24 protein-coding genes are annotated in these 21,575 nt (G+C 68.1%); 10 read left to right on the top strand and 14 right to left on the bottom strand.

Annotated elements, in window-relative coordinates; genetic code table 11:
• Positions 1 to 50 precede the first annotated feature (50 nt).
• The gene (locus AC50X6_RS14865; protein ID WP_494966963.1) at positions 51 to 446 is read right to left on the bottom strand and encodes a hypothetical protein; all 396 of its coding nucleotides are present in this window, start codon (positions 444 to 446) and stop codon (positions 51 to 53) included.
• A gap of 22 nt (positions 447 to 468) precedes the next feature.
• The gene (locus AC50X6_RS14860) at positions 469 to 627 is read right to left on the bottom strand and encodes a hypothetical protein (protein WP_494966962.1); all 159 of its coding nucleotides are present in this window, start codon (positions 625 to 627) and stop codon (positions 469 to 471) included.
• A 133-nt stretch (positions 628 to 760) separates the two neighbouring features.
• Between AC50X6_RS14860 and AC50X6_RS14855 the strand changes: the two genes are divergently transcribed.
• Together AC50X6_RS14855 and AC50X6_RS14850 are read left to right on the top strand one after the other, a co-directional pair.
• Positions 761 to 1,174 carry a YccF domain-containing protein gene (locus AC50X6_RS14855; protein ID WP_494966961.1) on the top strand — a complete coding sequence of 138 codons (414 nt, stop codon included), beginning with the start codon at positions 761 to 763 and terminating at the stop codon, positions 1,172 to 1,174.
• A gap of 25 nt (positions 1,175 to 1,199) precedes the next feature.
• On the top strand, positions 1,200 to 1,718 hold the full coding sequence (locus tag AC50X6_RS14850; RefSeq protein ID WP_494966960.1) for an SRPBCC family protein: 519 nt from the start codon (positions 1,200 to 1,202) through the stop codon (positions 1,716 to 1,718).
• 110 nt (positions 1,719 to 1,828) lie between these two features.
• Here AC50X6_RS14850 and AC50X6_RS14845 read toward each other — a convergent pair whose 3' ends face one another.
• Both AC50X6_RS14845 and AC50X6_RS14840 read right to left on the bottom strand, forming a co-directional pair.
• Complete coding sequence (locus AC50X6_RS14845) at positions 1,829 to 2,698, bottom strand: DUF4031 domain-containing protein (protein ID WP_494966959.1); 870 nt, start codon at positions 2,696 to 2,698, stop codon at positions 1,829 to 1,831.
• Positions 2,698 to 3,891, bottom strand: coding sequence for an AI-2E family transporter (locus AC50X6_RS14840; RefSeq protein ID WP_494966958.1), 1,194 nt, complete (start codon positions 3,889 to 3,891; stop codon positions 2,698 to 2,700). Before AC50X6_RS14840 ends, AC50X6_RS14845 begins: the two co-directional genes overlap by 1 nt.
• A 409-nt stretch (positions 3,892 to 4,300) precedes the next feature.
• Here AC50X6_RS14840 and AC50X6_RS14835 point away from each other — a divergent pair, with 409 nt between their 5' ends.
• From AC50X6_RS14835 to AC50X6_RS14815, 5 genes are all read left to right on the top strand, one after another.
• Positions 4,301 to 6,211 carry an EAL domain-containing protein gene (locus AC50X6_RS14835; RefSeq protein WP_494966957.1) on the top strand — a complete coding sequence of 637 codons (1,911 nt, stop codon included), beginning with the start codon at positions 4,301 to 4,303 and terminating at the stop codon, positions 6,209 to 6,211.
• A 125-nt stretch (positions 6,212 to 6,336) separates the two neighbouring features.
• Positions 6,337 to 6,747 carry a TOBE domain-containing protein gene (locus AC50X6_RS14830; RefSeq protein WP_494966956.1) on the top strand — a complete coding sequence of 137 codons (411 nt, stop codon included), beginning with the start codon at positions 6,337 to 6,339 and terminating at the stop codon, positions 6,745 to 6,747.
• Positions 6,744 to 7,556: a molybdate ABC transporter substrate-binding protein gene (gene modA, locus AC50X6_RS14825; RefSeq protein WP_494966955.1), complete on the top strand. Its 813-nt coding sequence runs from the start codon at positions 6,744 to 6,746 to the stop codon at positions 7,554 to 7,556. The genes AC50X6_RS14830 and modA overlap by 4 nt, the downstream gene beginning before the upstream one ends.
• A gap of 56 nt (positions 7,557 to 7,612) precedes the next feature.
• Positions 7,613 to 8,425 carry an ABC transporter permease gene (locus tag AC50X6_RS14820; protein WP_494966982.1) on the top strand — a complete coding sequence of 271 codons (813 nt, stop codon included), beginning with the start codon at positions 7,613 to 7,615 and terminating at the stop codon, positions 8,423 to 8,425.
• Positions 8,422 to 9,471 carry a sulfate/molybdate ABC transporter ATP-binding protein gene (locus AC50X6_RS14815; RefSeq protein ID WP_494966954.1) on the top strand — a complete coding sequence of 350 codons (1,050 nt, stop codon included), beginning with the start codon at positions 8,422 to 8,424 and terminating at the stop codon, positions 9,469 to 9,471. Before AC50X6_RS14820 ends, AC50X6_RS14815 begins: the two co-directional genes overlap by 4 nt.
• 41 nt (positions 9,472 to 9,512) lie before the next feature.
• Here AC50X6_RS14815 and AC50X6_RS14810 read toward each other — a convergent pair whose 3' ends face one another.
• Positions 9,513 to 10,022 (bottom strand): carboxymuconolactone decarboxylase family protein, encoded by a 510-nt coding sequence (locus AC50X6_RS14810; RefSeq protein WP_494966953.1) that lies wholly within the window; start codon positions 10,020 to 10,022, stop codon positions 9,513 to 9,515.
• 611 nt (positions 10,023 to 10,633) lie between these two features.
• Between AC50X6_RS14810 and clpB the strand changes: the two genes are divergently transcribed.
• A complete protein-coding gene (gene clpB, locus AC50X6_RS14805) occupies positions 10,634 to 13,303 on the top strand; it encodes an ATP-dependent chaperone ClpB (RefSeq protein ID WP_494966952.1) in 2,670 nt (889 codons plus the stop codon).
• A gap of 6 nt (positions 13,304 to 13,309) precedes the next feature.
• Here the strand turns inward: clpB and AC50X6_RS14800 are convergent, their stop codons facing one another.
• Positions 13,310 to 14,038: a septum formation family protein gene (locus AC50X6_RS14800; RefSeq protein WP_494966951.1), complete on the bottom strand. Its 729-nt coding sequence runs from the start codon at positions 14,036 to 14,038 to the stop codon at positions 13,310 to 13,312.
• Between the two features lie 290 nt (positions 14,039 to 14,328).
• On the opposite strand from AC50X6_RS14800, the gene AC50X6_RS14795 reads away from it, so the two are divergent.
• Entirely contained in the window at positions 14,329 to 14,562 is a 234-nt protein-coding gene (locus tag AC50X6_RS14795) for a DUF3073 domain-containing protein (RefSeq protein ID WP_494966981.1), read from the top strand.
• A gap of 206 nt (positions 14,563 to 14,768) precedes the next feature.
• A complete protein-coding gene (locus AC50X6_RS14790; protein ID WP_494966950.1) occupies positions 14,769 to 15,296 on the top strand; it encodes a hypothetical protein in 528 nt (175 codons plus the stop codon).
• Positions 15,297 to 15,381: 85 nt separating this feature from the next.
• Here the strand turns inward: AC50X6_RS14790 and purM are convergent, their stop codons facing one another.
• From purM to AC50X6_RS14750, 8 genes are all read right to left on the bottom strand, one after another.
• Positions 15,382 to 16,560, bottom strand: a complete 1,179-nt coding sequence (gene purM, locus AC50X6_RS14785; RefSeq protein WP_494966949.1) for a phosphoribosylformylglycinamidine cyclo-ligase — start codon at positions 16,558 to 16,560, stop codon at positions 15,382 to 15,384.
• On the bottom strand, positions 16,557 to 18,278 hold the full coding sequence (gene purF / locus AC50X6_RS14780) for an amidophosphoribosyltransferase (protein ID WP_494966948.1): 1,722 nt from the start codon (positions 18,276 to 18,278) through the stop codon (positions 16,557 to 16,559). Before purF ends, purM begins: the two co-directional genes overlap by 4 nt.
• A 78-nt stretch (positions 18,279 to 18,356) precedes the next feature.
• A complete protein-coding gene (locus tag AC50X6_RS14775; RefSeq protein ID WP_494966947.1) occupies positions 18,357 to 18,701 on the bottom strand; it encodes a hypothetical protein in 345 nt (114 codons plus the stop codon).
• 81 nt (positions 18,702 to 18,782) lie between these two features.
• Positions 18,783 to 18,917, bottom strand: coding sequence for a DUF6855 family protein (locus tag AC50X6_RS14770; protein ID WP_494966946.1), 135 nt, complete (start codon positions 18,915 to 18,917; stop codon positions 18,783 to 18,785).
• Positions 18,918 to 18,954: 37 nt separating this feature from the next.
• A complete protein-coding gene (gene bcp / locus AC50X6_RS14765; RefSeq protein WP_494966945.1) occupies positions 18,955 to 19,434 on the bottom strand; it encodes a thioredoxin-dependent thiol peroxidase in 480 nt (159 codons plus the stop codon).
• Positions 19,435 to 19,523: 89 nt separating this feature from the next.
• Positions 19,524 to 20,315 (bottom strand): hydroxypyruvate isomerase family protein, encoded by a 792-nt coding sequence (locus AC50X6_RS14760; protein WP_494966944.1) that lies wholly within the window; start codon positions 20,313 to 20,315, stop codon positions 19,524 to 19,526.
• Positions 20,316 to 20,429: 114 nt separating this feature from the next.
• The gene (locus AC50X6_RS14755; protein WP_494966943.1) at positions 20,430 to 20,591 is read right to left on the bottom strand and encodes a hypothetical protein; all 162 of its coding nucleotides are present in this window, start codon (positions 20,589 to 20,591) and stop codon (positions 20,430 to 20,432) included.
• A gap of 60 nt (positions 20,592 to 20,651) precedes the next feature.
• Positions 20,652 to 21,488 (bottom strand): alpha/beta fold hydrolase, encoded by an 837-nt coding sequence (locus tag AC50X6_RS14750; RefSeq protein WP_494966942.1) that lies wholly within the window; start codon positions 21,486 to 21,488, stop codon positions 20,652 to 20,654.
• Between the last annotated feature and the right edge of the window lie 87 nt (positions 21,489 to 21,575).

Raw genomic sequence — 21,575 nt, 5'->3', positions numbered from 1 at the left:
GTCGCGGCCGCCTTGGTGCAGCAGACCTGACAGGCCGGCTTATCAGGCGGTCAGAAGAGCAGCAGGACAAAGCCGCCGGCGGTGGAGATGATACCGACCCAGATGAGGATCCAGCCGATGACCCACGCCGCGTTGTCCCGTTTGGGCGGTGCCAGCCCCCACCGGGAGGGGTGGCACACATCGTAGAAGAGTACGACGTCGGCCCCTTCCACCAGCCCGTGCGACTCGGCGGCGGGGAGCAGCGACCGGTGGTCGGCGTCGTTGTGGTCTGTCCAGCTGTATCCCGTGAACCCGCCGGCGCTGATCACTGTGCCGGTGGTCTCGGCCCACTGGCACCGGCGCCGCCGGGAAATCCAGCCCCACACCAGCAGCGGCGGGCCCAGGACGAATCCTACCCACGTCATGACTTCGAGAATGGGGCCAAGGAGGTCCCCGATGCCGGTCATCTGTGTGTCCCGGGCGGCGGCGTCAGCGGGTGACGCGCGAGCGGCGCAGGTAGTGCACGATGCCGGCGCCGACCAGGACCAGCAGGCCCACGTAGAGCAGGAACTGCACAGCCTCCACAACAACACCGACAACCAGCAGGATAAGGGCGACGATCAGGGCAACTTTCAGGAGTGCAGGCATGGTTCCAGTATTGTGCGGATCCGGGTCTGCGCAAAGCGCGGGGCGTTCGAATGATGTCCCGGGAAGCGAATTCAGGGTAGGTCCAGGGTCAGCCCGTAGGCCGGATCGGTCCCCGATGGGAGAGAATGGTGCCATGAAGACACTGCTTAACATCATCTGGCTGCTCTTTGGCGGGCTCTGGCTGGCGCTCGGCTATTTCGTGGCAGGGATAATCTGCTGTCTGCTGGTCGTCACCATCCCGTGGGGGCTCGCGTCCTTCCGCATCGCGTCCTACGCGCTCTGGCCTTTCGGCCGCACCGTGGTGGACCGTCCGGGTGGCACCGGGTTGTTCTCGCTGCTGGGGAACGTTATCTGGCTGCTCGTCGCCGGCATCTGGATCGCGATCGGGTATGTAGTCACCGCATTCGCCATGGCAGTCACCATCATCGGCATCCCGCTGGCCATTGCCAACCTCAAGCTCATCCCGGTGTCCCTGATGCCGCTTGGCAAGCAGATCGTCCCCAGCGACAGGCCGTTTGTCACGGGCTACAGCACGACGGGCCGCTGACCCGCATAGAGGATGGAGTCCCCCAATGTCCGAACATGTCACAGCCGAACCCGCAAAGCCTGCGCAAGGACTCACCCCGAAGGGCGCCCGGCCCGAAGACCTGGTCCTGGTCATTACGCGCGAGTTCCAAGTACCGATCGCGCGGGTGTGGTCCGCCCTGACGGATCCGGCCCAGACTCCCGCGTGGTGGGGTCCGCGCGGTTTCCACACCCCGCGGGAGAGCGTCGATGCGGATCTGGAGGTCGGCGGCCTGTACCGGGCCTGCATGGTCCAGGACAGTACGGGGGAGGAACAGTGGTGGAGCGGCGTCCACACGGACATTGAACCGCCGAACCTCTTCGTGTTCACCCATGCGTGGGATAAGCCGGATGGCACCCGCGGCTTCGAGACCGAGGTGGCGTTCGAGTTGACGGAGATCGACGGCGGCACCCGGATGACTTTCAGGCAGGGCCCGTTCGACACCCCCGACAACCGGGACGGGCAGGGCCAGGGCTGGCGGGAGTCCTTCGACCGCCTGGCCGAACACCTCCGGCGTCGCTCCTGAGAAACCAAGCAACGCGGGGTCACTTAGCGCCCATAAATGCCCCTGGCATGGGCGCTAAGTGACCCCGCGTTGCTGTTAAGGTGCTATCGGCGGGGTGCCGCAGTGGCCGCTCACCCGAGCTCGCCGTTCAGGTTCCGGTGCGCCGCCTCCTGCCACAGTGCCCGGCCCCGCGGGGTGTGGAAAAGCGGATGCAGCTTCAGGAGCTGGCGGACGACGGCGGCGCGCCCGGCAGCGAAGTCGTCGTCGCCGATGTGCGCAAAATCCTGCCGGACGGCGGCCAGGTACCGGGCATAGGCCGCCGGCTCCCCGCCCAGCACCGAGAGGTCCGCGTCGCTGAGCAGGGCGGCGGACCCGTCGCCGGCCTCCGGCTGGTGGTCCGCGGTCATCCGCACGAGGCGGGCCACCTCGGCCGCCTCGGCGTCGGGGAGCCCGGCATGGGCAAGCCGGTCCTCGGCCAGCCGGGCCGATTCCTCCTCGTCCTGGCCCGCGATGCCGCGGTAGACGGCGTCATGGAACCAGGCGGCGAGCAGCACGGTGCGGGGCGGCCCGGCGGGCCCGGTGAGCAGATCCAGAGACTCCAGGACCGCGAGCAGGTGCGTGCGGCCATGGTACTTCCGGTGCTCCTCGCCCCAGCGGTCCAGTAGATCGAGGAAGAGTGCTTCGTGGCCCGGAAGGACGTTGTTCCAGCGGGTCAGCAGCGGGAGCTTGAGCGAGCCGCTGCGCCGCCGGGCCGGGATACGCAGGCCGCTGGCGATCAGCTTGCGGACCAGGACCCGTCCCTCCACCGGGACGGCTCCGGCCGCCACGAGGCCGTTGTACCGGGCCTCGGCGACGTCGTAATGGTCGCCGTCGAACGCCCTTTCCGGGATACCGGCCGCGGCAGCGAAGGCGTGCAGTTCCTCGAGAGACGTATCCGAGATCAGGTGCGAGAAGTGCGTTCCGTGCGCCGGCCAGAGCGGAGGATCAAGGTAGACGGCCATCAGCCCTGGCTGGCGTCAACGGCCGCGGTGCCGGACTGCTCTTCCTTCTGGGTCCGCGCACGGTGCGGCTTGGAGCGCACGCCTATGCCCTTTTCATTCAGCCGCGTCTCGTGCTCGGCCTCCGCGATGGCCTCGGGAGTGATGCTCCCCCCTGAGTTCCAGGCCTTGATCGCAGCCCAGCCCACGGCCACGAGGGGAACGGCCAGGATCGCGCCGATGATGCCGGCGAGGATGGTGCCGGCGGTGAGGGCCAGCAGGATGACCAGGGCGTGCACATTGAGCGCCTGGCCCATAACAACGGGCTGAAGGAAGTTACCCTCCAGCTGGTTGACCACGATCACCACGATAATGACGATCAGGGCCGCGAATGGACCGTTGGCGACCAGTGCAACAAGCGCAGCGAAGACGCCCGCCAGGGTGGCGCCGATCAGCGGGATGAAAGCGCCGATGAAAGTCAGCGCGGCGAGCGGCAGCGCGAGCGGCACCCCCATGAGCACAAGCGCCAGGCCGATGAAGAACGAATCCACCAGGGCCACGATGGAGGTTCCGCGCACGTAGCCGCCGAGGACGTTGAGGCTCCGCTCCCCGGCGCGGCGTGCCTTCACCAGATTCTTGCCCTTGAACGCGCGCAGCACAAAGGCCCAGATGCTCTCGCCGTCCTTCAGGAAGAAGAACAGGATCACCGCCATGAGCAGGGCGCCGGTGAGGAAGTTACCCGCCGCGCTGAGCCCGGAGATGGCGCCCGCGCCGACGGTGCTGCTCGTGGCGAAGTCGACGACGGCGTCGCGCGCCTGCTGGATCTGTCCGTCATCGATCGGGATGGGGCCCGTGCGGACGAAGGCATACACCCGGTCAAAGCCCTCTGTGGCTTTGCTGGCCAGTTCTCCGGCCTGGCCGACGACGGCGAAGACGATGCCGGTGATGAGGCCGCCGAACGCCAGCAGGAGTACCAGGAACGAGAACGTGGTGGCGGCGGTGCTGGGCCAGCCGCGCCGGCGCAGCCAATGGACGAAGGGTGCGATCGCGGCGGCGAGGATCAAAGCCAGCAATGCCGGAATGACCACGAGCCGCACCTGGATCAGGGCATAGACCACTACCACAGAGAGAACCAGCAGCAGCAGGACCTGAGCGGTCCTGATGCTGGCGCGGCCCAGGCTGTCGTTCCAAGGGGGTGTCTGTTCCGGACTGGCCATGCTGTTCTGTCTCCTACTGTCGGATGGTCATGCTACTTACCAACCGTCTCACAGCCCGGGAAAAGGCCGCCCGCAACGCCCCCTCAGATTTCGTATCGTTTCGCCGGACGATCCCGCAGAGGAGGTGAGGGGTGGTCGAGAGGTGAGGGTGATCGGCCGCGGTCTCTCCGGGTTCCTGCCGTCAAGGGTCCCATCCAGGTCGCTACCCGGCTATGTTGGGGGTATCCGTCGCCGATGAGTTGGCGGAATGGCCTGGGGCTGTTTCCTCAGTGATGGGGGCGTTGTGGGTATTCACCGGATTTTTACGAGGGCGCGACGCGCTGACAATGTGCGGACGCCGGGGCGCGGAGTGCGTGCGGGGAGGCCGCGGGGCTTTTGGCCTGCGCGGTTGCCGTTTATGGTCCGGTGGGTGTTCGCGGTCTCCGCGGCGATGCTGCTGGCAGGTCTGGTGGAGTTTGGCGTGGCGCGGCAGCAGATCGTCGACCGCGCGCTGCAGGATTCGCTGCGGAGCTACCAGGCGCTGGCCACGGGTCTCGAGGAAACGCTCGCCAGGGGCGGGGACCCGGCACAGCGGGATGCGAGCGTCAACCGTGAAATCGAGTATCTCGGGCACAGCTACGGCACGGTGTATGTGGGGTTGTTCGACGCGGAGAACCGTCTGATCGCAAGCGCCGACGGCGGGGCCGGTGCGGGTGATTCGGAGAAGGCGGGCCCCGGGAACCTGGCCGAGGTGCTGTCCACGAAAGAGGCGATGGTGCAGATTGAAGCCGACGAAGGCGAGAAAACTGAGATCGGGAGGTATGAGTTCCTGGTGCCGGTGTCGTCGCCGGGGGGCACGCTGGTGTTGGAGATCGACCAGCGAGCGGACATCGTCACGGAACTGGTCGCGGATCTGCAGTTGCGCAAGGTGTTGGGCCTGCTGTTGGCGGTGTTGATCGCGATTCCGTTGTCGTACGTTTTCGGCGGGCGCGCTTTGCACCGCCGCCAGTTGCGCGCGCAACGGGAGGCCGACGCCGATCCGCTGACTGGTCTGGCCGGCCGGCGCCCATTCAGGCCGGCGCTGGAGGCCGTGCTGAACCACAGGACGGACCCAACGGTGACGTTGGCCCTGATCGATCTGGACGGTTTCAAGCAGATCAATGACCGGCTGGGGCACAGTCACGGCGACCGTGTCCTGCATGGTCTGGCAGCTGCTTTTACGGAGTTGCGCGCTTCGGATACGGCGTTCCGGCTGGGCGGGGACGAGTTCGCGGTGATCCTGCCCGGCAGCGGCGAGGACCGCGCGGTCCGGGTGCTGGAACGGATCCGGACAGCTCTGGCCGGGACGTTTGCTGGGGTGACCTTCAGCGCAGGTATCGCTTCGAGCACCCCGGCTGATCCGTCGGAGCTGCAGGAACTGTGGGAGCGCGCCGACGCTGCGCTCTTTGAGGCCAAGCGGCGGGGCCGGTGCCAGAGCGTTACCTTTGGGTCCATGGCGGCGGGCCACACCGTCAGTGCCGAGAAGGTCGAGGCGCTCACGGCGCTGGTGGCGGGCCATGGCAGGCTCGCGGTGGCGTTCCAGCCGATCTGGGACCTGCGCCGCGGGGTGGTGCTGGCCCACGAGGCGCTGCTGCGGTTGCCGAAAGACTCCCCGATCCAGGGGCCCCAGGAGGCGTTCGATCTCGCCGAACGCCTGGGCCTGGCCGCGGCGCTGGATGCTCGGGCGCGGGGCGCGGTACTCACCGCGGTGAAAGCCCGGCAGTGGGAGGGGCTGCTGTTTTTGAACCTCCACCCCCACGCCCTGGCCGGCCTGGACATCGATGATCTCACCGCCGGGCTGGCCGCGGCAGGTCTGGAACCTGCCGACGTCGTCCTGGAAGTCACCGAACAGGCCGGACTGGACCACCCCGAACCGATCCGCACCCTCGCCGGGGCAAAGGCGCGGGGCTTCCGGCTGGCCCTGGATGACATGGGCGCCAGCAATGCCGGGCTGCGCGCGCTGACCCTGGTCCGGTTCGACATCATCAAGATCGACGGAGAAGTCATCTCCCGGCTCGGCACGGACCCTTCATCGGCGGCCACCGTGGCTGCGGCCATGACGTTCGTCGGGCAGACCGGCGGGTGGGTCGTGGCCGAGGGCATCGAAGAAGCGGCTATGCTCACGGCCCTGTTGCAGCCCGCAGGTACCCGCCCCGGCCGGGAGCCCGTGCTCGCCGGGCAGGGCTATCTGCTGGGCCGGCCGGGCGCTCAACCGGTCGGAATCGACACCCGCCTGCTTGTCCTGGACCGGCTGCCCTCCCATGACGCGGCAGAGGAACGCGACACCGACCGGACCGGCTGAGCGGATACCCGCGCCGCGGTCGGCACCCGCGCTGCGGCGCCAGCGAACCGCCGCGCCTTATCCATGATTCGGATGTGCGGGTAATTGACCGCATGGTGTCCGCATCTGCGGGTTAGAATTCCCGTATGCCTAATTTTCGCGTTTCCGAGGCCGCACGGTTTCTGGGCGTCAGCGATGACACCATCCGCCGCTGGACCGAGAATGGAAGCCTGACTCCGCTCAAAGACGACGCCGGACGGCTCGCCGTCGACGGTCTGGAGCTCGCCCGGCTCGCCCGGGAACAGGCCCAGCTGCCGGATGACCCGGCCAGGGCGGGCAGCTCGGCCCGGAACCGCTTCGTCGGGCTGGTCACCGCGATCACCGCTGACAAAGTCATGGCCCAAGTGGAACTGCAGTGCGGGCCCTTCCGGATTGTGTCGCTGATGAGCAGCGAGGCCGTGCGCGAGCTCGGCCTGGAGCTCGGCTCGGTCGCGACCGCCGTCGTCAAGGCCACCACGGTGATCATTGAGACGCCGAAAGGGAAGGGCCTCGTATGAGGCGCACCGGAAAGACCGCCGGGCTCGCCCTTGCCGTGTCTGTGGCCGCGGCGCTTGCCGGCTGCGGCGGGCAGGGCTCGGTGAGGCAGGGCTCGGCGGGGCAGGGTTCGGCGGGGCAGGGCTCGGCCGGCGCCGGCAGGACGCTCACCGTATTCGCCGCAGCCTCGCTCAAGGCACCCTTCACCGCGCTCGCAGCCACTTTTGAGGAAGCGCAGCCGGGCACCACAGTGCGGCTCAGCTTCGCCGGTTCCTCGGACCTGGCCACCCAGCTCGGCCAGGGAGCCCCCGCGGACGTCTTCGCCTCGGCTGATGCGAATACCATGGCCAAACTGAGCAATACGGGTCTGGTGGAAGGATCACCCAGGGACTTCGCCAGCAACGTCCTGGCCATCGCCGTGCCGCCGTCAAACCCCGCGGACATCCGGGGCGTCACGGATCTGGCCGGGCCCGGCGTGAAGGTTGTCATCTGCGCGCCCCAGGTTCCCTGCGGCGCCGCTACGAAGGCGGTCGAAAAGGCCGCCGGCGTCACCCTGAAGCCGGTCAGCGAGGAGTCTTCGGTGACCGATGTCCTGGGCAAGGTCACCTCGGGCGAGGCCGACGCCGGTCTGGTCTACGCCACGGATGTCCGGGCAGCCGGGGACAAAGTCACGGGAATCGCCTTCGCCGAGTCGGCCAGGGCCGTGAACACATACCCCATCGCCGTGCTGCGGAGCAGCAGGAACAAGGACCTCGCCGCAGCCTTCACCGCCTTGGTCACCGGCCCCGGGGGCAGGAAAATTCTCAGCGACGCCGGATTCGGCACACCGTGACCGGGGGCAGTGCGGCGGGCCATGCGTACAGCGGGATCCCCCGCTGGGTGGCGGTCATGGCCGCCGTCGGGGCGCTGTTTGTGCTGCTGCCGCTCGCGGCCATGGTGGCCAGAGTCAACTGGGCGCAGTTCATCCCGCTGCTCACCTCGGAAGCGTCCCTCACCGCACTTGGCCTTAGTCTGCGCACCGCGGCCGCGAGTACCGTGCTGTGCGTGCTGTTTGGCGTGCCGCTGGCCCTCGTGCTGGCCCGGGGTCACTTCCCCGGCCAGCGGCTGCTGCGTTCCTTCGTGCTGCTGCCGCTCGTCCTGCCCCCTGTCGTGGGCGGCATCGCGTTGCTGTACACCTTCGGCCGGCAGGGACTGCTGGGTCAGAGCCTCGAGGTGGCCGGAGTCCAGATCGCCTTCTCCACGACCGCGGTGGTGCTGGCCCAGACCTTCGTTGCCCTGCCGTTCCTCGTGGTCAGCCTCGAAGGTGCGCTGCGCTCGGCCGGCAGCCGGTATGAGGCCGTCGCCGCCACACTCGGTGCGCGCCCCACCACGGTGCTGCGCCGGGTCACATTGCCGCTGGTCCTGCCGGGACTCGCCTCCGGGGCGGTGCTCTCCTTCGCCCGCAGCCTCGGCGAGTTCGGGGCCACCCTCACCTTCGCCGGCAGCCTCCAGGGCGTCACCCGCACGCTGCCGCTGGAAATCTATCTGCAGCGGGAGACCGACGCCGACGCCGCCGTCGCGCTCTCCCTGTTGCTGGTCACCGTGGCGGTCATCGTCGTCGGGCTCACCTACCGGAGCCCGGCACCTGCCGGGTCCCGCAGCGCAGGATCCAGGCACGCGGCGGCCCGCGGCGCCAGCCGGCGCGTCCGGGTGACACCATGACGTTCACTGTCGACGCCGTCGTCGCCGCCCGCCGCTTCGAGGTCTCGTTGAGCCTGGGACCGGCCGAGACGGTTGCCGTGCTCGGGCCGAACGGGGCCGGCAAATCCACCCTGCTCTCGGTGGTCGCCGGGCTGCTTCGCCCGGACACCGGCCGGGCCGAGGTGGATGGCAGGGTCCTGTTCCACCTGGGCCCGGGGCAGAAAACCTGGACCGCGCCGCACCGGCGCGGAACCGCTCTCCTGGCCCAGGAGCCGCTGCTGTTTCCGCACCTGAGCGCGCTCGAAAACGTGGCCTTCGGGCCCAGGAGCAAGGGAATTTCCGCAGCAGAAGCGCGGGAGACCGCCCGGTACTGGCTCGCCGAGGTCGACGCCGGCGAACTCGCCCTACGTCGGCCCGGCGAACTCTCCGGCGGCCAGGCCCAGCGTGTGGCAGTGGCCCGGGCCCTCGCCGCGAATCCGGAGGTGCTGCTGCTGGATGAGCCGATGGCGGCCCTGGACATTCATGCGGCCCCGCGGCTGCGCCGGCTGTTGAAGCGGGTCCTCGCCGGGCGCCGTACCATTATCGTCACCCACGATGTCCTGGATGCCTACATGCTCGCGGACCGCGTGATCGTGATGGAGGGCGGCCGGATCACCGAGGAGGGACCCACCCGGGACGTGCTCAGGCGCCCGCGCAGCAGCTTTGCCGCCGGACTGGCCGGGTTGAACCTTGTGCCGGGAACCGTGACGCCCGTGGGCATCCGGTCCGGCGGAGGCCTCGACTTCGCCGGTCAGCACGACGGCCCCCTCGTCCCCGGGCAGGCCGGCGTGGCGGCGTTTCCGCCGTCGGCCGTATCTGTCTTCCTGGCAGAGGCGCACGGCAGCCCGCGGAACTCGTTCCCGGTGACCGTCACGGATCTTGAGCCACACGGGGATCAGATCCGGGTCCGCGCCGGCGAGTTGTCAGCTGACGTGACGCCGGCGGCGTCAGCGGACCTCGGTCTGGTGCCCGGTCTTCGGGTCTACTTCGTGGTCAAGGCGGCGGCGGTGTCCATCTACCCGGCGTGACGGCGTCAGGGCGGCGGCTGGAAGTGGTGGGCGGTGGCGGGCTACCCGCGGTCCTGGCGGACGGGATGCTGGCTGACGATTGAGACCCGGTTGAACGCGTTCATGGTGATCACGAGCCAGCTCACGGCGGAGAATTCCGCGGCCGTGAGGTGCCTGCGGGCCGTGGCCCCTTCGCGCTCGCGGGCATGGGAGTCGGAAATATTGGTGACGGCCTCCGCCAGTGTCAGGGCGGCACGTTCCTTCTCGGTGAAGAGCTCCGTGTCACGCCAGGCCGGAAGCACGGCAAGGCGCTGGGCAGATTCGCCGTTCGTCACGGCATCGCCCACGTGCAGGTCCAGGCAGTAGGCGCAGCCGTTGATCTGCGAAATCCGGACGTTCAGCAGTTCGATCAGAGTCCGGTCCAGCCCCGCTTCCTCGGCCGCCTCCTTTGCCTTCAGCCCGAGCCCGTTGAGGGCACGCCAGGCTGCGGGGTGTTCCTTGTCCAAAAAGACGCTGCGGGAGGTCGGGGTGTCGCCGGTGTTCGTGGAGTGCGGTGCCGTGGTCTCGTCCATGGCTCCAGACTACCCACGAGATACAGTCGGTATCTATGACAAGTTTGTCAATTGTGTGACAAGATAAGGCGACGATGGCGTCCCGGTGCGAGCGGTTCCCCCGACTACCCCGCACCGGGAGCGCCAACGTCGGCAACCAACTCATTCGACGGGCGGCTCCTTGGGGGAGTCGACCGTCGAATTGGCTTAATCAGGTTCAGCAGCGGGCCGGAGCGGGGTGGCGGGGCGGAGGGATGGAGGACTCCGCGCCACATCAGTGGCGGCTGGGTGCATGCTCACTCCTGCTGGGCGCCCCTGGGGACATGTCCATTCCTGGGTCCGGGCTTGGTCCGCAGTGGGACATGCCCATTCTTCCGGTCCGATCCGTTGGGACATGTCCATTCCTGGGCCCGGGCACTGGACATAGTGGGACCATGTCCAATGGTCCGCGCATGCGCGGGACATGTCCCGTGGGGGTGGGCGCTCGGTCCCTGGTCCGGTCCGGTCCCTGGTCCGGTCCGGTCCTGGACAGCCGTTTCGCTGTGGGCAAACATGGAGCCAAAGGGTCAAATGCAGAGTTGAGCGGAGTAGACTCAACTTTGAGATCAACATCAGCTCGGAAGGAGCTCTCTTTGGACGCCAAGTTCACCACCAAGAGCCAGGAGGCTCTCTCGGCCGCCGCCATGAACGCCTCGACGGCAGGGAACGCGCAACTCGAACCTGCCCACCTGCTCAAGGCGCTTATGGACCAGCGGGAGGGTGTCGCCGTCGCGCTCCTTCGCGCCACCGGCACCGATCCGGATTCGGTCAGCGTGCAGGCGAGCACCGCCATCAAGGCGCTCCCGTCGACGTCGGGCGGTTCCGTGCAGCAGGCACAGCTGTCCCGGACCGCCATGCAGGCGATCAAGAATGCCCGGAATGAGGCTGAGCGGCTGGGGGATACGTTCGTCTCCACGGAGCACCTGCTGCTGGGCCTTTCCGCCGGAAGCGACAACGTGGGCAAGCTGATGCGCGACGCCGGCGCCTCCCATGAGGCCCTGCTCGCAGCCCTGCCCGGCGTCCGCGGCGACCGTAAGGTCACCAGCCAGGACCCCGAGAACACGTTCCAGGCTCTCGAGAAGTTCGGCACCGACCTCACCGCGGTGGCCCGCTCCGGCAAACTGGATCCGGTGATCGGCCGCGACGCCGAGATCCGCAGGATCATCCAGGTCTTGAGCCGCCGTACCAAGAACAACCCCGTCATCATCGGCGAACCCGGCGTAGGGAAAACCGCCGTCGTCGAGGGCCTTGCCCAGCGGATGGTGGCCGGCGACGTGCCCGAAAGCCTGCGCGGCAAGACCCTGATCGCCCTGGACCTCGCGTCCATGGTGGCCGGCGCGAAATACCGCGGCGAATTCGAGGAACGGCTTAAGGCCGTGCTGGAGGAGATCAAGAGCTCGGAAGGGCAGATTGTCACCTTCATCGACGAGATCCACACGGTGGTGGGCGCGGGCGCCACCGGGGACAGCTCCATGGACGCCGGCAATATGCTCAAGCCCATGCTGGCCCGCGGCGAACTCCGCCTCATCGGCGCCACCACGCTGGACGAGTACCGTGAAAACATCGAGAAGGACCCCGCCCTGGAACGGCGGTTCCAGCAGGTCTACGTCGGCGAGCCGAGCGTAGAGGACACCATCGGCATCCTCCGCGGGCTCAAGGAACGCTACGAGGGGCACCACAAGGTGGCCATCGCCGACTCCGCACTGGTTGCCGCCGCCACGCTCTCGAACCGCTACATCTCCGGCCGCCAGCTGCCTGACAAGGCGATCGACCTCGTGGACGAGGCCGCCTCCAGGCTGCGGATGGAAATCGATTCCGCCCCGGAGGAGATTGACCAGCTGCGCCGGGCCGTGGACCGGCTGACCATGGAAGACCTGGCCCTGGCCAATGAGAAAGACGCCGCGTCCGTGGAGCGGCTCGCCGCCCTGCGCGCGGACATGGCGGACAAGAAGGAACTGCTGGCCGCGCTCAACGCCCGCTGGGAAGCCGAAAAGGCCGGCCTGAACCACGTCGGCGATCTCAAGGCCCGGATTGACGAGCTGCGCTCCGCCGCCGAGAAGTACCAGCGTGAAGGCGACCTCGAGGCCGCCTCCCGCATCCTTTACGGCGAGCTCCCCGCGTTGGAACGCGAGCTGAACCAGGCTGCCGAGGCGGAGTCCGCCCGCGTAGCCGGCGGCGGGGCCAGACAGGAACCCATGGTGGCCGACGAGGTCACCGCGGACGACATTGCCGAGGTGATCTCGGCCTGGACCGGCATCCCCGCCGGGCGCATGCTGCAGGGCGAAAGCCAGAAGCTGCTCGAGATGGAGCACGTCCTGGGCGAGCGGCTGATCGGCCAGACCCAGGCCGTCACCGCGGTCTCCGACGCCGTGCGCCGGGCCCGCGCCGGGATCAGCGATCCCAACCGCCCCACCGGCTCCTTCCTGTTCCTGGGCCCCACGGGCGTCGGCAAGACCGAGCTCGCGAAGACCCTGGCGGACTTCCTGTTCGACGACGAACGGGCCATGGTGCGGATCGACATGTCCGAGTACTCCGAGAAGCACTCCGTGGCCCGCCTCGTGGGTGCCCCGCCCGGTTACGTGGGCTACGAGGAAGGCGGCCAGCTGACCGAGGCCGTCCGCCGTCGTCCGTACTCCGTGGTGCTGCTCGACGAGGTGGAGAAGGCCCACCCGGAGGTTTTCGATATCCTGCTGCAGGTGCTCGACGACGGCCGCCTCACCGACGGCCAGGGCCGCACCGTGGACTTCCGCAACGTGATTCTGGTCCTGACCTCGAACCTCGGCAGCCAGTTCCTGGTGGACCAGACCCTGGATGCCGAGACCAAGCGCGCGGCCGTTATGGCCGCCGTCAACGCCTCCTTCAAGCCGGAGTTCCTCAATCGGCTCGATGAAGTGGTGCTGTTCGACCCGCTCAACGTCGAGGAACTGTCCCGGATCGTGGAGCAACACGTCAAGGAACTGGGCGAACGGCTCAAGGGCCGCCGGCTCAACCTCGAAGTCACCGACGGCGCCCGCGCCTGGCTCGCGGTGACCGGTTTCGACCCCGCCTACGGCGCCCGGCCGCTGCGCCGGCTGGTCCAGCGCGAGATCGGCGACCGGCTGGCCAGGGCCATCCTGTCCGGCGGGATCGCAGACGGGGACACGGTGCTGGTGGATACCGCCCCGGACCTGCAGGAACTCACCATGGGCGGCGCGCAGGCGTCGGACCGGCCCGACGGCGGCGCGGCCACCGGCGGCGGCCTCTCGGTGCGCCGCAAGGAGTAGGGCCCCTCAGGGACGCAGCGACTCCATAATGACGTTCCCGGTGGAAGCGGTGACGTAGCAGTCCACGCGCCGGTCGCCCTTTTCCCAGCTGGTGGAGCTCGGGTACGCGTTGCGCTGCATCAGCTCGTAGTTGGTGGCCGCGGCAGTCAGTTGCGCGCCGCGGCAGGTCTCGCGGCCCTTGTCCTTCAGGGCTGTCAGGCCGGGGTACGACTCCGCGGCCTGGTAGTTGTGAATGGCGACCAGCTGGGCCGAGTGGCCGCTGGCGCAGGCCACCACGGTGGACGTCGGGGCGTCCGGGTCAAAGTCCTTGAAACAGTCGCCCAGCTGGAAGTCCAGGGCGCCGATGCCCTCCAGCGGAAGCGGGCCACGGCCCGCCGGAGCGGCGGTCGAGGTTCCGGCGGGGGCGGAGGAGCTGTCCGCGGCGGGCGGCTTGGTGCCGGCGCCCAGTGAAGTCAGCCACCAGATCAGCACGCCAAGGACGACGACGGCGGCCACGGCAGCGCCCGCTTTCGCGAGGCCCTGGCGTTGAACCCAGCCGCCACGCTGGGAGGCGGACCGTAGGGGAGCCGACGACGGCACAGCGGGGGGCACCACCGGCGGCGCGGACGACGGCGGCGCCGAAGGCCGGGGAGGTGCCCCGGGCGCAGCCGCGGCGGTGGACCGCTGGCCGGATTCACCGGCACGGGGAACCTCAGGCAGCCCGGCGTCGCCGTGCCTTGCGTTCTCTTCGGTCACTGAGAATTCACCACTTCCGAGCGTCTTTGCCGGGGCTGGACGCCCGGCGGAGGGGCCCGTTTCCGGGAGTCCACTATAAAACTCTATCTAAGATGCCGGCCGTACGGCGGGACGCCGGCTCGCGGTTCGGGGCCGCCGGGGGCGCGATACTGCCGGGGCGGCTACCCCGGCGAGCAGTTGAAGCAGAAAGCATGTAATCTAGGCTTACGACAAATTGACCAAACATTCCGGGGCCTCACCGATCACCAATGGTGGCCACCTCCGGTCCGAGTACAAAAGGGGGTCACGCCATGGGGCGCGGCCGTCAAAAGGCAAAAGCTACCAAGCAGGCTCGGGATATTAAGTACTATTCCCCGAACACTGACTACACTGCCCTTCAGCGTGAGCTCAAGAGCTCAGAAGGCCGGGCACCGAGCCGTTTCCCGAGTGAGCCCGCTGAGCCGGACTATTCGGCTTATGCGGATAAGTACGCGGACGGTGTGGAAGAAGACGACGACGAGGTAGATTCCCGTCGCATAGGTTAGTAGACACTTCATTCCGGCACCCCGCTCCACCCGGGACTGCCGGCCAATGATCTTCAGGCCCGCCGGCCCACACCACTTCGGGTGTGGACGGCGGGTTTCTGCTGTCGGATTTTCCGGCCGGCCATTCGCCGCCCAGCCAGTGCACGCGGTGCATTGCTCGGATGCGCAGCCACACGTCCACCTCCGGCACATGGAAGTATTCACTTATGACTATTAGCAATGATGACGCCAATCTTCCGGCGGCAATGGACTCTCATGGCCTCGACGACACTCCTGAAGTCAGCCGCGGGTGGGACCACATCGGGGCCATCATTGTCGATGCAACGTTGCAACGGCGGCAGAACTACCATGCGACCGTCAAGCCCCGCGTCGTCGCTCTGGTTGAGGCATGGCCGGATGCAAGCACCACCAGCGGATTCCGCAGGCGCCTCGATACCGGCGAGCTCTCGGACGTTATCAGCTGGCCTTCGCCTGGCCGTCTTGCCCAGGTAGAGGACATGACGCGCGTGTTCGAGCGTCATGGCATCGATACGGTCATCGATCTCCGAGGCGCCCTCGGCGACCAGGCCGGGAGAACCGTTCTCCGGGAAGCCCTGGCGGGCGTGCGGCATGTCAGTCCCAAAACGCTGGACTACATCGAAACCCTGAGCGGAACCACCACGGGTGCGGCCGCCACGTCCCGTCGTGACGACGCAGGACAGCCGACCCCTCCTCCGAGCGTCGACGCAGGCTGAAACACATCGAGTGCTCCGCAACTGCCGTTCTGGACGTTCTAAACGGCAGTTGCGGAGCACTCGATGAGGGTGTGGGGCGGGCGGGTCAGGCGTAGGCGTTGACCAGCCGGACGGCCCCGCCGTCGACGCCCTTGGCTCCCTGCGTGTAGTCCGGGCCGGTCTTGAAGATCGAATCCGAGTTCTCCTCGACGGTGCCCATGATCCAGGCCGGCAGGCCGCGGTCGTTGAGGCGGTTCACCGCGGCGTCGGCGGCGTCGGCGGAGACGATTGCCACCATGCCCACGCCCACGTTCAGGGTGCGCTCGAGGTCTGCGAGCGGGACGTTGCCCAGCTCGGCGACCAGCTTGAAGATGGCCGGCAGTTCCCAGGTTGCGCGGTCCACGGTGGCCAGCAGGCCCTGCGGCAGGACGCGGGCCAGGTTGGCGGCCAGGCCGCCGCCGGTGACGTGGCTGAAGCCGTGCACAGCTTTGCCGCCTGTGGCAGGGGATGCGTTGACAGGGAAGGCGCGGGCCAGATCCAGGCAGTCGGCGGCGTAGACACGGGTCGGCTCCAGGAGCTCCTCGCCCAGGGTGCGGCCGAGTTCGGAGACCTGGCGGTCCAGGGCCCAGCCGGCGTGGTTGATCACGCGGCGGACCAGAGAGTAGCCGTTGGAGTGCAGGCCGGAGGAGGCCATGCCGATGATCACGTCGCCGGCGCGGACACGGTCCGGGCCGAGCAGATCGGCGGCCTCGACAACGCCGGTGGCGGCACCGGCGACGTCGTACTCATGCTCACCCAGCAGGCCCGGGTGCTCGGCGGTTTCGCCGCCCACCAGGGCGGTGCCGGCGACGGAGCAGGCGGCGGCGATGCCGCGGACAATGTCCGCGATGCGCTCCGGGACAACCTTGCCGCAGGCGATGTAGTCGGTCATGAACAGCGGCTCGGCGCCCACCACCACGATGTCATCGACCACCATGCCGACGAGGTCGAAGCCGATGGTGTCGTGGATGTCCATGGCCTGCGCGATTGCCACTTTGGTGCCGACGCCGTCTGTGGAGGTGGCCAGCAGCGGGCGCTTGAAGGTGAGCAGCCGCGAGACGTCGTAGAGGCCGGCGAAGCCGCCCACTCCGCCGATCACCGAGGAGTTGTGGGTCGCCTTAACGGCGCCCTTCATGAGTTCGACGGCGCGGTCGCCCGCTTCGACGTCGACGCCGGCGGAGGCGTAGGTGATGCCGGCGGCGTTCTGGGCGGCGCTCATGTCAGCGGCCGGGGAGGCGGAGGTCATACGGGCTCTTTCTTGTCGGCAGCAAACGTATCAGCGTCAATGTATGAGGCGACGGCACGGTCGGCGGGCGTGATCACGCGGTCGGCGTCGGTGAGCAGTTCCTCGAATTCGGCGTCCGGGCCCGGATCGCAGCCGGTGGCGCCGGCTTTCCCGGCCGGATCCTCGTCGGTGGCGATGCCGGCCGCGGCTTCGGCTGCGGTTTCCGGGGCCGCGACGCCGAGGGCGGCGTCTCCGGCCGCGGGAAGGCCGCCGAGATCGGTGCGTTCCAGCAGATTTTTGCCCGGCTTGTCCGCACCCGGCAGCGCGATCGGGTAGTTGCCCGTGAAGCAGGCGGTGCAGAGGCGTTCACGCGGTTGCTGGGTGGCGCCGATCATGCCGTCTTCGGAGATGTAGGCCAGGGAATCGGCGCCGATGGCCTGGGTGATCTCCTCAATGGTGGCGCCGTTGGCGATCAGCTCAGCGCGGGAGGCGAAATCGATGCCGTAGAAGCACGGCCACTTGACCGGCGGGGAGGAGATCTTGATGTGGATGCTCGCTGCGCCCGCCTCCCGGAGCATCCGGACGATGGCGCGCTGGGTGTTGCCGCGGACGATCGAGTCGTCCACCACCACCACGCGCTTGCCGCGGATCACAGATTCCAGGGCGTTGAGCTTGAGCCGGATGCCGAGCTGGCGCAGGGTCTGCGAGGGCTGGATGAAGGTGCGGCCCACATAGGAGTTCTTGACGAAGCCGTGCGCGAAGGGGATGCCGGATTCCTCGGCGTAGCCCACGGCCGCGGGGGTGCCGGACTCCGGGACGGGGATGACGATGTCCGCTTCCTGGGTGTTTTCGCGGGCCAGCTGGCGGCCCATCTCCACCCGCGACTCGTACACCGAGCGGCCCGCAATAGAGGCGTCCGGGCGGGCGAGGTAGACGTATTCGAAGACGCAGCCGGCCGGCGTCGCCTCCGCGAAGCGCTGGGAGCGGACACCGTCCTCGTCGATCGCGATAAACTCGCCGGGTTCGATTTCGCGGATAAAGCTGGCGCCGACGGTGGCGAGGGCGGACTGCTCGGAGGCGACCACCCAGCCGCGCTCCAGCCGGCCCAGGCACAGCGGGCGGATGCCGTACGTGTCGCGGGCCGCGTAGAGGGTGCCTTCGTCCATAAAGACAAAGCAGAAGCCGCCCTTGATCCTGGGCAGCAGCTCCATGGCGCTCTGTTCGAGGGACTTGCCCTCTTCGCCCTCCAGCAGCGCGGTGACAAGGGCCGTGTCTGAGGTGTTGCCCTGCTTCATCTCGCCGCTGAGGTGGCCGCCGTTGCGGTCCATGATCATGGCCTTGAGCTCGGCGGTGTTGGTCAGGTTGCCGTTGTGGGCCAGGGCCACGGTGCCCGTCGCCGTCGCGCCCAGGGTGGGCTGGGCGTTGGCCCAGTGGCTGGCGCCGGTGGTGGAGTAGCGGCAGTGGCCGACGGCGAGGTGCCCGGTCAGGGTGTTCAGCGTGGTCTCGTCGAAGACCTGGGATACGAGTCCCATGTCCTTGTAGACACTGATCCGCTTGCCGTCGCTGGTGGCTATGCCAGCAGACTCCTGACCGCGGTGCTGCAGTGCATACAGCCCGTAGTAGGTGAGTTTTGCAACTTCTTCACCGGGAGCCCAGACCCCGAAGACGCCGCAAGCGTCCTGGGGGCTTTTTTCGCCGGGGAGAAGATCATGGGAAAGTTTTCCATCGCCGCGTGCCACTGGTTGATTATCTCACGTTGTGCGCTGGGTCATTCCCGGCGGCCGGTTTGTGACCTGGGCCCGGTGCTGCTGTCCGGCTCAGGATTCGGTGCGGTCTTCGGATTCGGGCCGGGATTCGGGTACAGACTCGACGACGGCGTGCTCGGCGCGGCGGACGCTCAGGCGGTCGAGGATGAGGGCGGCGACGGCGCCCAGGACGGCGCCGCCGGCGGCACACAGGATCAGGAAGAAGCCGAAGACCGAGTTGCGGTCCCAGCTTTCATCGCCCGGGAGGCCGTAGGCCAGGAATGCTGCAACAGCGACGCCCACAAGTGAGCCCAGGATCAGGAACGGCACGTATTTCGGCGCGCGGCGCACGGTGACCTCGCGCCGTTCGGGGACGTGCTGCTCGCCTGCGGTGCCGGAGACTTCGGGGGTTGACATGCCGTTAAGCCTACTGCCACGACGGCGTGAGGCGCCCCGGCGCATTGCGCTGGCCGCCTACGCGGACGTTGTGACGGGTGGTCATTCTTGCCGTTTTGCCGGGGCGTCGACGATGAGGGCCCGGACCGGGGCGTCGACGATGATGGCCCGGACCGAATTGTTGCGTTTGTCGTGCGTGAGCTCCGCGAGGCCCAGCGCTTCCAGCAGGGGCGGCAAGCGTCGTCGAGCCCACCTGGCACACAAGGGCGAGGGATCAGACGCCGAGTTCTTCCCTCAGCGCGGCCACGTGGCCCTGGGCCTTGACCTGGTACTGGGCCAGCTTCACGTTGCCATCGGGATCCACGGCCACCGTGGACCGGACGATTCCCTCGGTGATCTCGCCCCGGACCAGCTTTTCGCCCCAGGCGCCGTAGGCGAGGGCCACGGCTTGGTCCTCGTCGGCGAGCAGCGGGAATGTGAGGGCGAAGTCGCCGGTGAACCGGGCCAGGGCCTCCCGGCCATCGGGGGAGATGCCGAGCACGTCGTAGCCGGAGCCCTGCAGCGAGGCCAGGCTGTCGCGGAAGTCGCAGGCCTCCGTGGTGCAGCCGGCGGTGGCGGCCTGCGGGTAGAAGTAGACAATGACGTTCTTGCCGCGGTAATCGGCCAGCGATACATGCTTACCCTCTGCATCCGGGAGCGTGAACTCCGGTGCGGGCGTTCCGGGCTGGAGCTTGACGGTGAGGCTGGTGCTCATGGGGATCCTTCTGCAGATGGATTTCGTGGGTTTTTGTGCACAACACCGGTGCCGGGTGCCGTATTCCGGCGCTTTGGCAGCGGCCGGGGCTAGAGTCCGTCGGCAAGCCAGCTGAACGCCGTGCCCGCCTGTTCCCTGTATTCGAGGCCGATGAAGCCCTCGTAGCCGAGTTGGCGGCTGCGGGTGATCCACTCGCCGAGGGGAAGCTCTCCGGTTCCGGGGGCGCCGCGGCCGGGGTTGTCGGCGATCTGGATGTGCCCGAAGTCGCCGGCGTGTTGTTCGATCACGGCCGCGACGTCGTCGCCGTTCACCGCCAGGTGATAGAAATCGGCGAGCAGCCGGAGGTTCTCCGCGCCGGCCTCCGCCCGGACCCCGGCTATCACGCGCAGGGCATCCTTAGCGGTGCGAAGCGGGTATTCCGGCGCGCCGCTGACCGGCTCCAGCAGGACGGTCCCGCCGAACCGCCCGACGCCGGCAGCCGCGGCGGCGAGGTTCTGCACCGCCAGCTCGTCCTGGGCACCTGCTGCCTGGCCATCGATCCGGTTGCCGTAGAGGGCATTGAAGGCCCGGCAGCCGAGGCGCCCGCCGATCCCCGCGACGGCGTCGACGTTGTCCAGGAACTCCGCGGCACGCGCAGGCCAGGAAACCAGCCCGCGGTCGCCGGCCGGCATATTCCCAGCGTTGAAGTTCAGCCCCGTGAGCTGCACTCCTGCGTTGGCGATGGCCCGCTCGAACGCGGTGGTTTCGGCGTCGGTCGGGACGGAGGCCTCAAACGGCCACCAGAACTCGACGGCGTCAAAGCCGGCCGCTTTGGCCGCAGCGGGCCGGTCCAGGAGGGGAAGTTCCGTCAACAGGATGGAGCAGTTTACTGAATACGTCACGGTGGGCTCTTTCCGAAGTCGGCGGGGGTGGGCCACAGTGCCGGGATTCAGGTGACGGGGCGGCCGGCGGTGAGCGGCTGTCGGGGACCGTGCCTGCGCTGGCAGCCGGAATCTCTACCGCTTCGTGGGATCTTTCCGGGCCGCCAGGCCCACTAGCGCTCCGACGCCCAGACCGATCAGCAGACCCGTGAACGGCTTATCGGCGGTGGCAACTCCGATCGCGAGGCCGATGGCCGCGCCAAGGAGCATTCCGATCCACAGGGATTCGTATCTCACAGCCTCAGGCTAGCAAGAATCACCAAACGCACGAGACTTCTGCCCCGTCAGGCTGCGGGGCTACGCCCCGAGAAACCCCAGCAGTGCCTCGTTCACCTCGGCCGCGTGCGTCCACAGCATGCCGTGCGGGGCGCCGTCGATCTCCACGTATTTGGCGCTCGGGAGGGCCTTGGCGAACCGGCGTCCGGTGGCGTCGATCGGCAGGATGTTGTCCGCCGTGCCGTGGACGATCAGCGCCGGAACATCGATCTTGGGGATGTCCGCGCGGAAATCGGTGAGCCAGGTGGGCTGCGCAGCTGCCGAGGCGGTGGGGCCGCCCGCGGTGGCGAGGTTCCAGCCGGCGCGCATTACTTCCTCGCTGAGCCGCGGGGTGCCGAGGAGGGTGTCGCTGTTGTAGAAGTTCTTGAAGAAGTCGGTGAAGAAGGCGTAGCGGTCCGCGGTCACAGCCTCCATCAGGCCGTCAAAAACCGGCTGCGGGACACCCTCAGGGTTGTCCTCCGTCTGCAGCAGGTAAGGCTCCAGTGAGCCGAGGAACACGGCCTTCGCCACCCGGGCCGAACCGTACGTGCCGAGGTAGCGGCCCACTTCGCCCGTTCCCATCGAGAAGCCCACCAGCACGGCGTCGTTCAGGTCCAGCGTGGTCAGCAGGGTGTCGAGGTCCGCGGCAAAGGTGTCGTAGTCGTAGCCGTCGGTGGGTTTGCTGGACTGGCCGAAGCCGCGCCGGTCGTAGGTGATGACGCGGTAGCCGGCGCCGAGCAGGGCCGTGGTCTGCTTCTCCCAGGAGGAGCCGTCCAGCGGGTAGCCGTGGATCAGGACCACCGGCTGCCCGGTCCCGTGGTCCTCGTAGTAGAGCTCGACGTTGGTGCTGTTCTCTGTTCCAACCTTGATGTAAGCCATATCAGCAGTCCTCTCGGTACGGTGCGGTGCGGTACGTCTCAGTGCGGTTCAGCCCCGCGTGAAGCCGGTGCGCTGCGCCCGGCGCCG

Source organism: Pseudarthrobacter sp. HLT1-7 (assembly GCF_059383435.1).
This window is presented reverse-complemented; position numbering and strand designations above follow the sequence as displayed.